This window comes from Streptococcus sp. SI1 (assembly GCF_030439945.1).
In the GTDB taxonomy this organism is placed as follows: domain Bacteria; phylum Bacillota; class Bacilli; order Lactobacillales; family Streptococcaceae; genus Streptococcus; species Streptococcus intermedius.
This window is the reverse complement of the sequence record NZ_JAQFJE010000002.1, coordinates 301,767-317,450: the sequence shown is the minus strand read 5'-3', so window position 1 is coordinate 317,450 and position 15,684 is coordinate 301,767. Positions and strand designations below refer to the sequence as shown.

Annotated in this window: 12 protein-coding genes and 1 pseudogene; 9 read left to right on the top strand and 4 right to left on the bottom strand. The window is 36.9% G+C overall.

What is annotated here, in order from left to right; translation table 11 throughout:
• Positions 1-55 precede the first annotated feature (55 nt).
• Together PCY10_RS03740 and PCY10_RS03735 are read left to right on the top strand one after the other, a co-directional pair.
• Positions 56-3,811 carry a GBS Bsp-like repeat-containing protein gene (locus PCY10_RS03740; protein WP_301558864.1) on the top strand — a complete coding sequence of 1,252 codons (3,756 nt, stop codon included), beginning with the start codon at positions 56-58 and terminating at the stop codon, positions 3,809-3,811.
• 165 nt (positions 3,812-3,976) lie between these two features.
• A complete protein-coding gene (locus tag PCY10_RS03735) occupies positions 3,977-4,828 on the top strand; it encodes a CPBP family intramembrane glutamic endopeptidase (RefSeq protein ID WP_125455762.1) in 852 nt (283 codons plus the stop codon).
• Positions 4,829-4,845: 17 nt separating this feature from the next.
• Here PCY10_RS03735 and PCY10_RS09680 read toward each other — a convergent pair whose 3' ends face one another.
• From PCY10_RS09680 to mnmE, 3 genes and pseudogenes are all read right to left on the bottom strand, one after another.
• Positions 4,846-5,004: a helix-turn-helix domain-containing protein gene (locus PCY10_RS09680; protein ID WP_020997947.1), complete on the bottom strand. Its 159-nt coding sequence runs from the start codon at positions 5,002-5,004 to the stop codon at positions 4,846-4,848.
• A gap of 36 nt (positions 5,005-5,040) precedes the next feature.
• Positions 5,041-5,187 (bottom strand): annotated as a pseudogene (locus tag PCY10_RS03730) (transposase); the annotation flags it as partial.
• A 237-nt stretch (positions 5,188-5,424) separates the two neighbouring features.
• Positions 5,425-6,798 (bottom strand): tRNA uridine-5-carboxymethylaminomethyl(34) synthesis GTPase MnmE, encoded by a 1,374-nt coding sequence (gene mnmE / locus PCY10_RS03725; RefSeq protein ID WP_301558863.1) that lies wholly within the window; start codon positions 6,796-6,798, stop codon positions 5,425-5,427.
• Between the two features lie 359 nt (positions 6,799-7,157).
• On the opposite strand from mnmE, the gene rpiA reads away from it, so the two are divergent.
• The 4 genes from rpiA (at position 7,158) to PCY10_RS03705 (ending at position 10,526) form a co-directional block, all read left to right on the top strand.
• Positions 7,158-7,841, top strand: a complete 684-nt coding sequence (rpiA, locus tag PCY10_RS03720) for a ribose-5-phosphate isomerase RpiA (protein ID WP_301558862.1) — start codon at positions 7,158-7,160, stop codon at positions 7,839-7,841.
• A gap of 219 nt (positions 7,842-8,060) precedes the next feature.
• Positions 8,061-8,870 carry a purine-nucleoside phosphorylase gene (locus PCY10_RS03715; RefSeq protein ID WP_003073095.1) on the top strand — a complete coding sequence of 270 codons (810 nt, stop codon included), beginning with the start codon at positions 8,061-8,063 and terminating at the stop codon, positions 8,868-8,870.
• A gap of 190 nt (positions 8,871-9,060) precedes the next feature.
• Complete coding sequence (gene deoD, locus PCY10_RS03710) at positions 9,061-9,771, top strand: purine-nucleoside phosphorylase (protein WP_041823336.1); 711 nt, start codon at positions 9,061-9,063, stop codon at positions 9,769-9,771.
• The gene (locus PCY10_RS03705; protein WP_009568399.1) at positions 9,771-10,526 is read left to right on the top strand and encodes a hypothetical protein; all 756 of its coding nucleotides are present in this window, start codon (positions 9,771-9,773) and stop codon (positions 10,524-10,526) included. The genes deoD and PCY10_RS03705 overlap by 1 nt, the downstream gene beginning before the upstream one ends.
• A gap of 61 nt (positions 10,527-10,587) precedes the next feature.
• Here the strand turns inward: PCY10_RS03705 and PCY10_RS03700 are convergent, their stop codons facing one another.
• Complete coding sequence (locus PCY10_RS03700) at positions 10,588-12,762, bottom strand: LTA synthase family protein (protein WP_301558861.1); 2,175 nt, start codon at positions 12,760-12,762, stop codon at positions 10,588-10,590.
• 237 nt (positions 12,763-12,999) lie between these two features.
• Here PCY10_RS03700 and PCY10_RS03695 point away from each other — a divergent pair, with 237 nt between their 5' ends.
• Genes PCY10_RS03695 through PCY10_RS03685 form a run of 3 tightly spaced genes read left to right on the top strand, consistent with a single transcriptional unit; the run spans position 13,000 to position 15,681 of the window.
• The gene (locus PCY10_RS03695; protein ID WP_301558860.1) at positions 13,000-14,163 is read left to right on the top strand and encodes a class I SAM-dependent rRNA methyltransferase; all 1,164 of its coding nucleotides are present in this window, start codon (positions 13,000-13,002) and stop codon (positions 14,161-14,163) included.
• Positions 14,160-14,837 (top strand): type I 3-dehydroquinate dehydratase, encoded by a 678-nt coding sequence (gene aroD / locus PCY10_RS03690; RefSeq protein ID WP_003073084.1) that lies wholly within the window; start codon positions 14,160-14,162, stop codon positions 14,835-14,837. Before PCY10_RS03695 ends, aroD begins: the two co-directional genes overlap by 4 nt.
• On the top strand, positions 14,827-15,681 hold the full coding sequence (locus PCY10_RS03685; RefSeq protein WP_021002868.1) for a shikimate dehydrogenase: 855 nt from the start codon (positions 14,827-14,829) through the stop codon (positions 15,679-15,681). Before aroD ends, PCY10_RS03685 begins: the two co-directional genes overlap by 11 nt.
• Positions 15,682-15,684 lie beyond the last annotated feature (3 nt).

Genomic DNA, 15,684 nt, shown 5'->3' with positions numbered 1-15,684 from the left:
AGTGATCAGCTTGCTAGACTTTCATAGCAGGCTGATTTTAAAATGGAGAACAAAAGTGAGAAAGAAAAGTTTATTTTATTTAACAAGCACAGCTATTTTAATTGCAGCTAGTTCACATCAAGTTTTTGCCGCTGAATCTGTAAAAGCTTCTACTTCAGAAAGAACAGTAGAGCTCAATAAACAAGAAGCTGATCCTTCACCTAAATTCCAAACAAAAGAAGCGACTCAGGCATCTCCAGTAAATCAAGTAACTTCATCTTCTTCATCTGAAAATGAAGCAACTGATTCCTCGACTGCTTTAACTGAGGAGGCTAAAGCGTCTAAAGAAAAATCAGTTGTGAAAGAAAATCCAGTAGTTGCAAATGAGACTAAAAAAGACAATAAATCAACTTTTTTTGCTGCGCAAAATAATCAAGCAACAGCTAGGAGTAATACTGCTGCACAAGTGAAAAAATCAACTTTTGTAGATGTCAGTAGTCATAATGGTTATATCAGCAAAGAAGATTATCAGCGCTTAGCTGAAAAAGGAGTAAGTGGCGTTGTTGTTAAACTAACAGAAGGAACGAGCTACAAAAATCCTTATGCAGCTTCCCAAATACAAAATGCGCAGGCGGCAGGTATGCAAGTGTCAGCTTATGCTTTTTCTCATTATACTAATGAAGCAGAAGCAAGGGCAGAAGCTCGCTATTTTGCAGAGGAAGCCAGACGATTAAATCTTCCGTCATCAACTGTTATGGTAAATGATATTGAAGATTCTGATATGCTTTCGAATATCAATACAACCACTCAAGCTTGGGCGGATGAAATGCGGCGTATGGGTTTTTCAAATTTGATGTACTATACAAGTGCAAGTTGGCTTGATCGAAACAATCTCAGAACGAAAGGACCAATCCAAACAGAGAGGTTTGGTTTAGAGAATTTCTGGGTAGCCCAATATCCAACTTCAAAATTAAGTGCTGATGATGCAAAAACATTGAAATATAATAGTGAAGCAGGAGCTTGGCAGTTTACTTCGCAAGCTGAGTTGCTACCTGGTCGCCACGTGTTTGATCAAAGTGTTGATTATACTGGACGTTTTACTGATCATGCACCTATTGCAAAAAATGCTTTATCCGGAACGATTAGTATTAAAAATAATAATCCTGAAACAGGAACCTTTGATGTGATTGTCTCAAATGTCGGTGCACCTTATGGCGTTCGTGAAGTGAAAGTGCCAATTTGGTCCAGTGTCAATGGTCAAGATGATATTATTTGGTATACAGCTGCTAGACAATCTGATGGAACTTATAAAGTAACGGTTAAGGCAAGTAATCACAAAAACTCGGTTGGTGAGTATAATATCCATCTTTACTATGTTCAAAATGATGGTCAATTAATTGGTGTGACTGGAACGAAAACAACTGTATCCATTGGTAAGCCCAAAGGAACAATTACCATTCAAAACAACAATCCCAATACAGGAACCTTTGATGTGATTGTATCAGGTGTTTCTAATCCAGCTGGTGGAGTGAAGACAGTCAGTGTGCCAATTTGGTCTAGTGTGAATGGACAGGATGATATTATTTGGTATACAGCTGCTAGACAATCTGATGGAACTTATAAAGTAACGGTCAAGGCAAGTAATCACAAAAACTCGGTTGGTGAGTATAATATCCATCTTTACTATGTTCAAAATGATGGTCAATTAATTGGTGTAGGTGGAACGAAAACCAATGTTTCTATTGCTAAACCACAAGGGAAAATTACTATTGCTAATAATAATCCTGATACAGGAACCTTTGATGTGATTGTTTCAGAAGTTTCCAATCCAGCTGGTGGAGTGAAGACAGTTAATGTTCCAGTTTGGTCTAGTGATGGTGGACAGGATGATATTATTTGGTATACAGCTGCTAGACAAGCTGATGGAACTTATAAGGTGACTGTTAAAGCAACTGATCATAAACGATCCACAGGTGAATATAATATTCATCTATATTATGTTCAACATAATGGTCAGTTAGTAGGAGTGACTGGAACAACGACAACTGTTTCGATGGCTCGTCCTAAAGGTACTTTGACAATTACGAATAATAATCCGAATGCAGGAACCTTTGATGTGATTGTATCAGGTGTTTCCAGCCCAGATGGTGTTCGCGAGGTAAAATTACCGACTTGGTCTAATGTAGATGGTCAAGATGACATTATCTGGTATACTGCTAAAAAGCAAGCAGATGGAACCTATAAGGTAACGGTTAAGGCTAGTGATCATAAATATTCAACAGGCATATACAATGTTCATCTTTATTATGTACAAGATGATGGTAAATTAGTAGGTGTAGCAGGGACACAAACAGTTGTTTCTTTAGCTAAGCCACAAGGACAAATTACCATTCAAAACAATAATCCTCATACTGGGACCTTTGATGTTATCGTGTCCAATGTTTCTAATCCTTACGGTGTACGCGAAGTCAAGTTGCCGATTTGGTCTAGTGTCAATGGTCAAGATGATATTATCTGGTATACGGCAGCTAAGCAAGCCAATGGAACCTATAAAGTAACGGTTAAGGCAAGTAATCACAAAAACTCGATTGGTGAGTATAATATTCATCTATATTATATCCAAAATAATGGTAAATTGGTGGGTGTGACTGGAACAAAAACCAATGTTTCCATTGCTAAACCACAAGGGAAAATTACTATTGCCAATAATAATCCTGATACTGGGACCTTTGATGTGATTGTATCAGAAGTTTCCAATCCAGCTGGTGGAGTGAAAGCAGTTAGTGTTCCAATTTGGTCTAGTGTCAATGGGCAGGATGATATTATTTGGTACACTGCTACAAAGCAAGTCAATGGAACCTATAAAGTCACAGTCAAAGCCAGTGATCATAAATATTCGACCGGTTTATATTATGTTCATTTATACTATGTTCAAAATAATGGAACATTGATTGGAGTAGGTGGTACATCAACCAATGTCACAATTTCTCCAGATAAGCTGAAACCAACTGGAAAAATCACTATTCAAAACAACAATCCCAACACAGGAACTTTTGAAGTTGTCGTATCTAATGTTTTCAGTCCCAATGGTGTTCATGAAGTGAAACTACCAACTTGGTCTAGTGTCAATGGACAAGATGATGTTAGTTGGTACACAGCCACAAAACAAGCTGATGGAACTTATAAATTATTTGTCAATGCTAGTAATCATAAAAACTCCACTGGTGAATACAATGTCCATCTATATTATGTCCAAAATGATGGTCAATTAGTTGGTGTGGGGGGAATTAAACTTCAAGTTAACAAAAGAGTCTATGAAACGCCATATTATTCTCAACGTGATAGTCGTTGGGCAGGACGAACTTATGGTGGCTATACGTTTGCTGCAACAGGCTGCGTTCCAACGACAGTCGCTATGGCAATTTCTGGTATTACAGGACAGACTGTCTTACCAACGACTGTGGCCGATTATCTCTATCATTCTACGAATGAATTTAATAAGAGAAGTTACGGAACAACGAGCCACGGAATTGTATTAGCAGCACGGCATTGGGGTCTAAAAACAGAGACTTTAGGGTCAACTGCAGCTGTACGAGAAGCACTTGCTATGGGGCACCATGTGCTTGGTGCAGTAGGAACTAGTGTGTTTGCAAATTATCCTGTCACACATGAATTAATCATGAAAGGTTATAACAACGGAATGACCTATGTAATGGATCCTTATAATGCTAGTAATAATGGCTATTATTCAGTAGATTATTTATTTAGAGTACGAAGTTTGGATCCAACTGATAATACAGAGGGGTCACCATTTATGACAATCAGAGCGTAGGTTGTACTTATTCTGATGAGAATGAAAAATATATATTTTGACCCGTGGTACTATATATAAAAACATAGCAATTTAATAACGATTGGTATATTTTATTGTGAATATTGGTACAGTCAATTAGTTTGTATTGCAGTAGTATGTATAATTAAGAAAAGGTAAATTTACATGGGAAAATTAGAGCTTAACAGCACAATGCTTGAATTGAAAAAGTCAGAGGGAACAGGTTTTAAGACATTTGCACTTTGCTATCTGCTTTATATTGCTGTAATGGTTATTTTTCAGATTATATTCAGAGGCAGTCAACAAATCGTAGGAGTTCTTGCTGGCTACTTCGCTGCAATGCCCGTTTGTGTGGGCTTTATGGTTAAGGTCGGTAAAAGGAGCTTTGCATCTCTGGGAATGAGTAAAGAAAAGTTTTTACTCAGATATTGTGCCGGCTGGCTTGTCTCTCTTGTTATGCTGGCAATTGTGTGGGGGATTAATATTCTGCTTGGCGGGGTGAGCTTTCAGTTCAATAAGAACTTCAACATAACAGTCTTCTTAATGTTGTTTGCCGGATTTGTAGTTCAGGGCTTTATGGAAGAGTTTTTGCTTAGAAGCCTGTTGTTTACTCAGATTGCTGTAAAGTGGGGCATGGCTGCGGGTATAATTTCCAATTCGATAATATTTGGACTCGGACACATCAGTAATTCAGGTGCTTCCGCGATCAGCCTAATCAATACCGTTCTAATCGGAACATTTGCAAGCCTTATATTCTACTATTATGACAATGTATGGCTGGTGAGCGGATTTCATTCGGGATGGAATTTCATATTGGGACCAGTTTTCGGCATTATAGTGAGTGGCTTTGCACAGCCTACAAGCGTACTTCTCACTGAGGCGGACATGAATCAAACCATATTGAACGGAGGCAGATACGGCTTTGAAGCGGGACTGCCCGTGACTGTTATATCTATTTTGCTGATAGTGATTTACTGGGTTAAAATTATACGCAAGCCAAAGGCTGTACCGGGATAATACACATAAACTGCCACTTATCGGGATTTTATTTTCTCTGAGGAGTTCTTAAATTCATTGGGTGACATCCCAAATTCTTTTCTAAATGTACGGTAAAAACCAGAATAGTCGCCAAAGCCACATTCTGCATAAGCTGTTGTTATGTCTTTGCCGGAGGCAATCGAAGCCTTACACAAATAGGCTCTTTGTCAACTGTAGTGGGTGACGAAAAGTTACAACCTGGAGAGGACCAAATTGGTTCTCTCCTTTTTGATATTTAAAGCGATGAGAATTCTAGTTTTAAAGTTTTCAAAGTTTCAGAAGCCAAAAGCGTTGCGCTTGATAACCTTGATAAGGTTGTTAGTAGCTTCTAGCTTAGCGATGATTTCTTTATGTGTACCAGCATCTAGATAATCCAAAATAGTAATATTAGGGTCTTTCATTCCGAGTAAGGTTGTGATAAAATTTAATTGTTCCATAAGAGCCTTTCTAATGATGGTTTTGTCGCTTTTCATTATAGGTCTTATGGGACTTTTTTATGAACACAATAAAAAACTCTATGACTTCTACAGAAAAAATCATAGAGTTTGATTGTTTTCAACTGAATTTATCTTTTGTTATTTTCCCAAGCAAAATTGGCTGAAAAGCTGAGTAATGAGTTCATCAGGAGCTGCATCCCCTGTGATTTCGCCGAGGATTCTCCACGTCTGAGTTAGATCGACTTGAACTAAGTCTACCGGCATTCCCAAATCTAGTCCCTCATTAACAGCATGAAGACTTTCGATGGCCTTTTCGATTAGAGAGATATGACGAGAGTTCGAGAGATAAGTAGCGTCTTGTTCTGCAATGCCAGCATTTTCAAAGAAAAGTTGATTGATTCGTTCTTCAATTTTATCAATATTTTGATTTTGAAGAGCCGAAATCTTGATAAAATCATCTGGGAGTTGAGTAGTTTCAATCTTTTCGTCCAAGTCTGTCTTATTAAGTAGCAAGATACGATTGGTGTTTTGGCTGATTTCTAAAAGTTTATGGTCTTGTTCTGTTAAGGGCTCGTTTGCATTTAGCACAAGAAGTACAAGATCAGCATCTTTGAGAGCTTTTTTGGATCGCTCTACTCCGATTTGTTCGACAATATCATCTGTATCACGGATACCGGCAGTATCGATCAATTTTAATGGCACGCCATTAATGTTGACATATTCTTCAATGACGTCGCGAGTGGTACCAGCTATATCTGTCACAATAGCCTTATCCTCACGTAAAAGGTTGTTGAGAAGGCTAGATTTGCCAACATTAGGGCGACCGATAATAGCGGTAGAAATTCCTTCACGCAGAATTTTACCTCGGCGTGCTGTTTTTAAAAGTTGAGTTAAAAGTTCTTCAAATTCAGCCGTTTTTTCATACAGAAGTTTGGTCGTCATTTCCTCAACATCATCATATTCTGGATAGTCAATGTTGACTTCAACTTGAGCCAGCGTGTTAAGTATTTCTTGACGTATATTATTGATGAGATCGGATAGAGAACCATCTAATTGCTTGACGGCAATATTCATAGCTTTATCCGTTTTTGCTCTGATAATGTCCATGATTGCTTCAGCTTGTGTCAAATCTACACGTCCATTGAGAAAGGCTCGCTTGGTAAATTCACCAGGATCTGCCATTCTGGCTCCTTCTCGAATCACTAATTGAAGGATTTCATTCGTAACAGCGATTCCACCGTGCGTATTGATTTCAATCACGTCTTCGCGTGTAAATGTTTTGGGAGAACGCATTGCTCCAATCATGACTTCATCTAAAATTTCGTCTTTTGCTGGATCAACAATATGGCCATAATTTAGTGTATGACTGGCAACTGTACTTAAATCTTTTCCTTTAAAGATTTTTTGAGCAATGGCAAAGCTCTCTGTTCCACTCAGTCGAACAATACCGATAGCTCCTTCACCAAGAGGAGTAGAGATAGCAGCAATCGTATCAAATTCTTTGGTTAACATCCTTTATTCCTTGTATAGTGTATTCAAATGCAATCTATATTCATTGTAACGCAAAACTATGTTCGTCGCAAGATTTTTACATATTATTTTTATCTAAAAATATTTTCAATAGTCTTTTTAAAATGATAAACCAAATTTAAAAACAGTCTATTTTATCATTCTGTTTTTGTCTTTGGCTGAAAAAATATTATATAAAAAAACAAAGATTTTCAGCATTTTATAATCAATGAAAACTGAATATTCGGATTTTTTGTTAATTTGTAAAACACAATGATTTAAAAAGAAAGTGGTTTCATTTTTTGAGTGATAAAGTTCTCAAATCATGGTATACTAGAAGCAGATTGATTAAAGGAGTAAAAATGGAAAACCTCAAAAAGATAGCAGGAATCAAAGCTGCAGAATATGTGAAAGATGGGATGATAGTTGGTTTGGGTACTGGTTCGACTGCTTATTATTTTGTAGAAGAAATTGGTCGGCGCATCAGAGAAGAAGGGTTGAATATAACGGCAGTTACAACTTCAAGCGTAACGAGTGAGCAAGCTCGACGTTTAGGTATTCCTCTAAAATCAATTGATGAAGTAGCAGAAATTGATGTAACGGTAGACGGGGCTGATGAGGTGGATGATGCCTTTAACGGTATCAAAGGTGGCGGTGGCGCCCTGCTTATGGAAAAGGTTGTTGCAACTCCAACAAAGACCTACATTTGGGTAGTGGATGAAAGTAAAATGGTTCATCAATTAGGTACTTTCAAATTGCCGGTAGAAGTGGTGCAATATGGTGCAGAACAGCTTTTTCATCGCTTTGAACATGCAGGCTACAAACCATCATTTCGTGAAAAAGATGGCAAGCGCTATGTCACTGATATGCAGAATTTTATCATCGATCTTGACTTAGGTGTGATTGAAAATCCAGTTGAATTTGGGCGAGAATTAGATCATGTAGTTGGTGTTGTAGAACATGGGCTCTTTAATCAAATGGTGGATATGGTTATTGTTGCTGGAAAAAATGGCGTGCAAATTTTAAAATCAACTAAAGAAAAATAAAAGGAGAGTGGAATTTTATGTTGACTAAAATTATATTCATGTCCTTATCATGGATTCAGTCCGAATTGGTATTGCACTAAATGTTGTTTTTTTAGATCGAAAAATGTTAGAGCGTGTAAAAGAAGTTGTTCTAACGAAAATTACAAAGTAGTTTAATATTTCATCTCCCTTTCGGGTAAAATCTTGAAAGGGAAGAGTATAAGAATAAGGAGTAAAGATATGAAGTTAATGAACAAAATTAAGGAAACAGCACAATTTTTAAAAGGTAAGGGAATTGCCGCGCCAGAATTTGGCTTGATTCTTGGTTCTGGCTTAGGAGAATTAGCCAGTGAGATTGAGAATGGTATTAGTATTGACTATGCAGATATTCCTAATTGGGGCCGCTCAACAGTAGTGGGGCATGCCGGTAAATTGGTCTATGGTGAGTTAGCAGGTCGGAAAGTATTAGCTTTGCAAGGACGATTCCATTTTTATGAAGGAAATCCGATGGAAGTGGTGACATTCCCTGTTCGTGTGATGAGAGCACTAGGCTGTGAAGGTGTTATTGTCACAAATGCTGCTGGAGGAGTTGAATATGGTCCCGGCACTTTAATGGCTATTTCAGATCATATCAATTTAACTGGACAAAATCCTTTGATTGGAGCAAATTTGGATGAATTTGGTCCACGCTTCCCAGATATGTCTGACGCTTATACAAAAGCTTACCGTGAAAAAGCACATGCTGTAGCAGAAAAATTAGGCATTGACTTGAAAGAGGGAGTTTATCTGGGTGTGACAGGACCAACTTATGAAACACCGGCAGAAATTCGTGCGTTCCAAACATTAGGTGCTAGTGCCGTCGGTATGTCAACGGTTCCAGAAGTGATTGTAGCAGCTCATTCAGGTTTGAAAGTATTGGGAATTTCAGCCATTACAAACTTTGCAGCTGGTTTCCAAAGTGAGCTAAACCACGAAGAAGTGGTAGAAGTTACAGAACGTATCAAGGAAAACTTTAAAGGACTTGTAAAAGCAATCCTTGCAGAATTGTAAGAAAAAATACAGAAAGAGCGTAGAGTTTTCTTGCTGAAGTCAACTCTGTCTCTTTTTGAATTTAATTAAAATCGAAAGGAATAAAGCCCGCACAAAAGTTTTTCTGAAAAGAAAAGGTTTCTAGAAAATGATACATTTCTGTTGCTTGTACTTTTCAGTTTGGTTTTTTGACGGGTTTGGTAACTTATTTATGTCTATCCACATTGCAGCAAAAGAAGGCGAAATTGCCGATAAAATTTTACTACCTGGAGACCCTCTTCGTGCCAAATTTATTGCTGAAAATTTTTTAGAAGACGCTGTATGCTTCAATGAAATTCGCAATATGTTTGGTTATACAGGGACTTATAAGGGACAACGTGTCAGCGTTATGGGAACTGGAATGGGAATTCCGTCCATTTCTATATATGCGCATGAATTGATTGTGAACTATGGTGTGAAACGTTTAATTCGTGTAGGAACTGCTGGTTCATTGAATAAAGATGTTCATGTACGTGAATTGGTGCTGGCGCAAGCAGCAGCGACAAATTCAAATGTCATCCGTAATGATTGGCCTCAATATGATTTTCCGCAAATTGCAAGTTTTCATCTTTTGGATAAGGCTTATCATATTGCTAAAGAATTTGGTATGACAACGCATGTTGGAAATGTCCTATCGTCAGATGTTTTCTATTCAAACTATGGTGAAAAAAATATCGAACTTGGTAAAATGGGGGTTCTGGCTGTGGAAATGGAAGCAGCAGCTCTTTATTATTTAGCTGCTCAATATAATGTTGAAGCACTCGGTATTATGACTATTTCAGATAGCTTGGTGAATCCAGATGAAGATACAACAGCAGAAGAACGACAAACGACTTTCACAGATATGATGAAAGTTGGCTTAGAAACACTTATTTCAGAGTGATGGTTGGAAACTTAGATCTAAAAGAAGAGATAGTGTATGCTATTTCTCGCTATGATTATGCTCATGCTTATAAATTGGCTAAAAGGCTAGATAATGTAGAAGCAAGGCTTGTTGAAGTTTTATATATCATGGCAGAAAGGAGAGAGTTAAATATCCATCCTGCTATGGAATGTCAGTTGAAAATTAGAAATGATTTTCAACTTTTTTGTCATGAGTCTGAGGAAGATGAGCAATTAGCAAATTATCTCTATGATTTAGAAGCAAAACTGAAGAATGAACAAGTGATTGATTTTATTCGTGCTGTTAGTCCAGCTATTTATCGGATTTTTATGCGTTTGGTTAAGCTGGAAATTCCTGATATTGAATCCTATATTCACAATTCTCGAGAAGCGAGTTATGATCGTTGGAACTTTGATAGGATGAAAAATATAGGGCATCCAATTTTGAGCACTTTTCATGCCGAAAGCACGGTTCATTCTTCCAGTCTAGCCAGTTTGATTTTGCTACTGGATTTGTCAGAGCAAGTCAAGATAATGGTCAAAGAGTTGCGAAAGTTGGAGAAATCTGTTAGAAATCCTTTGGCACATTTGATTAAACATTTTGATGAAGAAGAGTTGTACTCCACTACTGGGTTTTCTTCTCAATTTTTTATGGAAATATTGATTTTGCTGGCACAAGCAACTGGTATCACTTATGATAAAGAGCAGTTTTATTTTGATCGTGTTAATCAAGTCATCAAAACATTGCTTGATTAAATGTTTCATTCCATTATAAAATCCCATACAAACCATTAAATTTCTTGTATGGGATTTTTAATTATTTAGATGAGGAGCTGGATTCTTCTGTTGATGAAGAACCACTACTTGTTGATTCAAACTGTTCTGGATGAAGAGCACGATAACTTGGTGAATTGAACAAATCAACGGTTGAATTACCATTTCGTTTGCTATAAAGACTTGTAGATTCAGCACCCTTTTTCTTCTCACTAGCTAATAATGATTTGAGTGAATTGGTGTAAGAATAGTCTTTAGGGTTCACTTTTCCTAAATTATTTCCTTTGTAGAATCGAAGTAAGTCTCCTGTTTGAATCAGGTCGCTCATTTTTAACTGCTCATTGGCTGTATTGCGAATTTTTTCAAGTTCTGCTTTGGTTGTTTCATCAGGATTGGTAATTTCTTGTCCTGTTTCAGTATAGTAAGTGCGTCCGCTATAACTTGTATACTTAGGAGTTACAAAATAGTTTGATGAACGAAAGGCAACAGTTTGCTGATGTTTTGGTGATAACAAATCTTGTCCGACTTGTAAAAACTGTTTGGAGTCAATACCAAGCAAATGTTCTAGAGTAGGCAAGAGATCAATCTGTCCACCGTAAGTATTGACAATTTTCCCTTTTGTCATTCCTGGAATAACAACCATATAAGGAACTCTTTGGAGCATAGCGTTATCATAACTAGACCAAGTTTCAGAGTTTTTGCCAAGCAGAGGTGCAAGTGATGGATTGCGAGAATTTGAAATACCATAATGGTCGCCATACAGTACGATAATTGAATTTTCATAAAGTCCAGACGCCTTTAAATAATCAAAGAATGATTTAACAGCAGAATCAAGATAATTAGCAGTAGCGAAATAACCATTAATAGTTTCATCTTTCGTCGTAGCCAGTGGGAAACCAGTTTCATCACCAGTCAAACTAGTAGTGTAAGGATAGTGATTAGAAACGGTGATATATTTTGCATAGAAAGGTTGCTGTAAACGTTCAAGATATTTAATAGAATCTTTGAACATAATCTTATCATTTAGACCATATTGGAAAGAGTTTGACTTATTTTGTTTGGAGAAATAAGATGCATCAAAGAAATTGTTATATCCCCATTGCTTGTAGGTGGTGTTTCGATTCCAGAAACTACCAGCATTCCCGTGGAAAACAGCACTAGAATTGTATCCATTTTTTGAGAGGATGTATGGGGCAGCTTGCTGTGTATTTGTGCCGCCATAGTTTACCATGTAAGAACCTTGATTGAGTCCAAATAATCCAGTTTCTAACATAGTTTCAGCATCAGATGTCTTCCCAGCTTTGACCTGATTAAAGATATTGGAGAAAGCTAAGGTTGAGTTTGAATGATAGAGTGAGTTGAGGAAAGGAGTTACTTCGTATTCTTTACCTCCAGACTTCAATTTATAATCAATTAGGAATTGTTGGAAACTTTCTAAGTGAAGGTAGATGACATTTCTACCTTTAGCAATCCCATAATATTCTTTATTTGGTTCAGCATAGTGTGATTTAACATATTTTTCAACTGGTTTCAAATCTTCAGCACTTGCTTTGGAGCGTTCTTTATTGGCACTATATGTTTGATTGGCACTATACCCAAGAAAGGCAGGTAGCCCTAAGGCGCGGACAACATAATAATTGGAGAATCCACGTGTCAATAATTCTGGACGGTCAATTTCAGCCAAAAAGAGGTTGGCTGAAAAAAGCATACTAGACAGAGCAGTAATAGCAAAGCTAGCTCGTTTATTGAACGACCGATCATCCAAACTAATCCATTTCTTATAGAAAAGAAAACCTAAGATTGGAAAATCAATGATGTAAATCAAATCTCCAGGTCTAAATAACTCAAGAGCAGCTTCTCCTAGACCAGCAGAAACGCTACTTGAAGCCAACATGGTATTAACAGTGACAAAATCACTAAACTCGCGATAATAGATTGAATTTGAAATGAGCCAAACAAATAATAAAATGTAAAGCGTAACTGCGAGAATGTAAAAAACCTTGGTTCTCTTAATATAAAGTGCTAGCCCAATCAGTAATAATCCTAATGGAAGAGGATTGATTATAGAGAGAAAGACTTGATAAGCGCCTTGAATATCCAGATTAAAATCAACAGAATAGGCCCACATGGTTTTAAGCCAATAAAGAGTCAGTAAGGTCAAGATAAAACCTAGTCTTGTACTCATAAAATTGAGTATATTCCTAGTCATATTTTTCACAAATTGTACTTCCTTATCTTATTTCCTAAAATTTTCACTATTAAGTATAACATATTTTCGATTTAAGTAGGTAATTTAAAATGTCGCATTCTCTTTTATCAGATAAAAAACAGAGTGAAATTTTTGTAAACTGAAAATAAGTAGAATCTTTACGCATTCTAATTTTATTTGAAATCATTTTGTAATAAGTAATACATTTTTTTGAGAAAATTCATAATATTTGATATAATAGGGCTTATGAAAAAGCTTACGATTCCTTCTTGTGCTGAAGAAAAAATTAAAAAAGGACAATTTGTTATAGAAAAACAAGATTTCCCATCTCTGACTTTTCATCATCAAGCCGTAGAACTAATTAATACGAAAGGGCAATTTGTAGGCATCGCATATTTATCAGAACAAAATAAGGGAATTGGATGGTTTATCTCACATAAAAAAATAACTTTTGATATTCCGTTTTTCTGTCAGTTGTTCCAGCATGCGAAAAAAAAGCGACAAGTTTATCAACAATCTGAAGAAACGACAGCTTACCGTCTTTTTAATCAAGAAGGAGATGGATTTGGTGGTTTTACAATAGATTTGTATCAAGACTATGCTGTCTTTTCTTGGTATAATCTCTTTGTTTACGAAATGAAAGAGACCATTGTTAAAGCGTTTCAACACGTTTTCCCAGAAGTTGCAGGAGCATATGAGAAAATTCGTTTCAAAGGGTTGAATGTTGAATCCGCTCATGTGTATGGGCAAGAAGCGCCAACATTTTTCGCAATTTTGGAAAATGGTGTTCGGTATCAAGTCTTTCTAAACGATGGCTTGATGACAGGCATTTTTCTCGATCAGCATGAAGTGCGAGGAAGTTTGGTAGGTGGTCTCGCAGCTGGGAAATCTCTGTTAAATATGTTTTCCTATACAGCAGCTTTTTCGGTTGCAGCAGCTATGGGAGGAGCAAGTCAGACGACCTCTGTTGATTTAGCAAAACGGAGTCGTGAGCTATCTGAAGCACATTTTAAAGAGAATGGTTTGGATCTGAGTTATCATACATTTTTTGTGATGGATGTGTTTGACTACTTTAAATATGCAAAGCGACATGGTCTGACCTATGATGTGATTGTGTTAGATCCGCCGAGCTTTGCAAGAAATAAAAAACAAACTTTTTCAGTGGCTAAGGACTATCATAAGTTGATTGCTCAGTCTTTAGAAATTTTAAATCCTCACGGAATGATTATTGCTAGTACGAATGCTGCGAATATTTCACGTAGTAAGTTTAAAAAAGAAATTGAAAAAGGTTTTGCAGGAAGCAAGCACCGTTATCTGAAAGAATACGGTTTGCCGGCAGATTTTACTTATAATAAGAAAGATGAAAGAAGTAATTACCTCAAGGTATTTACCATTAAGGTGGACAAATGAAATTAGTCGTATCAGTGATGCCTAAAAATTTAGAAGAAGCGCAAAATATTGATAGCTTGCGCTATAATGACGCGGATATTATTGAATGGCGCGCTGATTTTTTAGCAAAAGATGATATTCTGACTGTTGCGCCTGCTATTTTTGAAAAATTTGCTGGTCGTGAATTGATTTTCACTCTGAGAACAATTGGGGAGGGTGGAAAGATTGAATTGACGGATGATGAATATATTTCTATCATTAAGGAAGTTTCAACAATATATCAACCCGATTATATTGACTTTGAATATTTTTCTCATAAAGATAGATTTGAGGAAATGTTGGATTTTCCAAATCTTGTTTTGAGTTATCACAATTTTGAAGAAACACCTGAAAATATGATGGAAATTTTATCCGAATTGACCAGTTTGACTCCAAAAGTAGTAAAAGTTTCTGTTATGGCGCATAGTGAGCAAGATGTACTGGATTTGATGAACTATACGCGTGGTTTTAAAACACTCAATCCGGATCAAAATTTTGTGACCATTTCCATGGGACAAATTGGAAAAATTTCACGAATTACATCGGATTTGACAGGTTCAAGTTGGTCTTTTGCTAGTTTGGATGAGTCTAGCGCTCCAGGGCAAATCTCTCTTGCTAATATGAAACAAATTCAGGAGATTTTGAATGAAAATTGACGGCTATACTCGTTTAGCGGCAGTTGTTGCCAATCCAATCAAACATAGTATTTCTCCTTTTATTCATAATGCAGCGTTTGAGCAAGCGGGTGTTAATGGAGTTTATCTAGCTTGGGAGATTTCAAAAGATGACTTGAAAGCAACTGTTGAAAATATTCGTCGCTACGATATGTTTGGAATCAATTTGTCTATGCCTTATAAACAGGCTGTGATTCCTTTTTTAGATGAGCTCACGCCGGCTGCACAGATGATAGGGGCAGTGAATACTGTTGTAAATCAAAACGGGAAATTAATTGGTTATAATACAGATGGTAAGGGATTTTTTATGAGCTTGCCATCTTTTGTCATCAAAGGCAAAAAAATGCTTATACTTGGGGCTGGTGGAGCTGCAACAGCTATTATTGTGCAGGCTGTTTTAGAAGGTGCTGATGAGATTTTTGTGTTTACGAGAAAAACCTCTTTTGAGCGTGTTTCACAGCAAATGAAGCAAATTCAGCAGGCAGCTAGCACGAAAATTTCAGTGTTACCATTAGAACAGAGAGAATTATTGCAAGAAAAGCTTAATGTTTCCGCTTTGTTGGTCAATGGGACCAGTCTAGGGATGGATGAAAAGACATCACCAGTCCCCGACACTATTCGTTTATCAAAAAACCTCCTTGTGGCGGATGTGATTTATCAGCCATTTGAAACACCATTTTTAAAATGGGCAAAAAAACAAAATGTGCAAGTCGTTAATGGTTTAGGTATGCTACTGTATCAAGCAGCAGAAGCATTTAACTTGTGGACAGGAAAAGATATGCCAACTAAGGAAATTTGGCAGGCATTGGAACAGGAGTACAATTAAGGA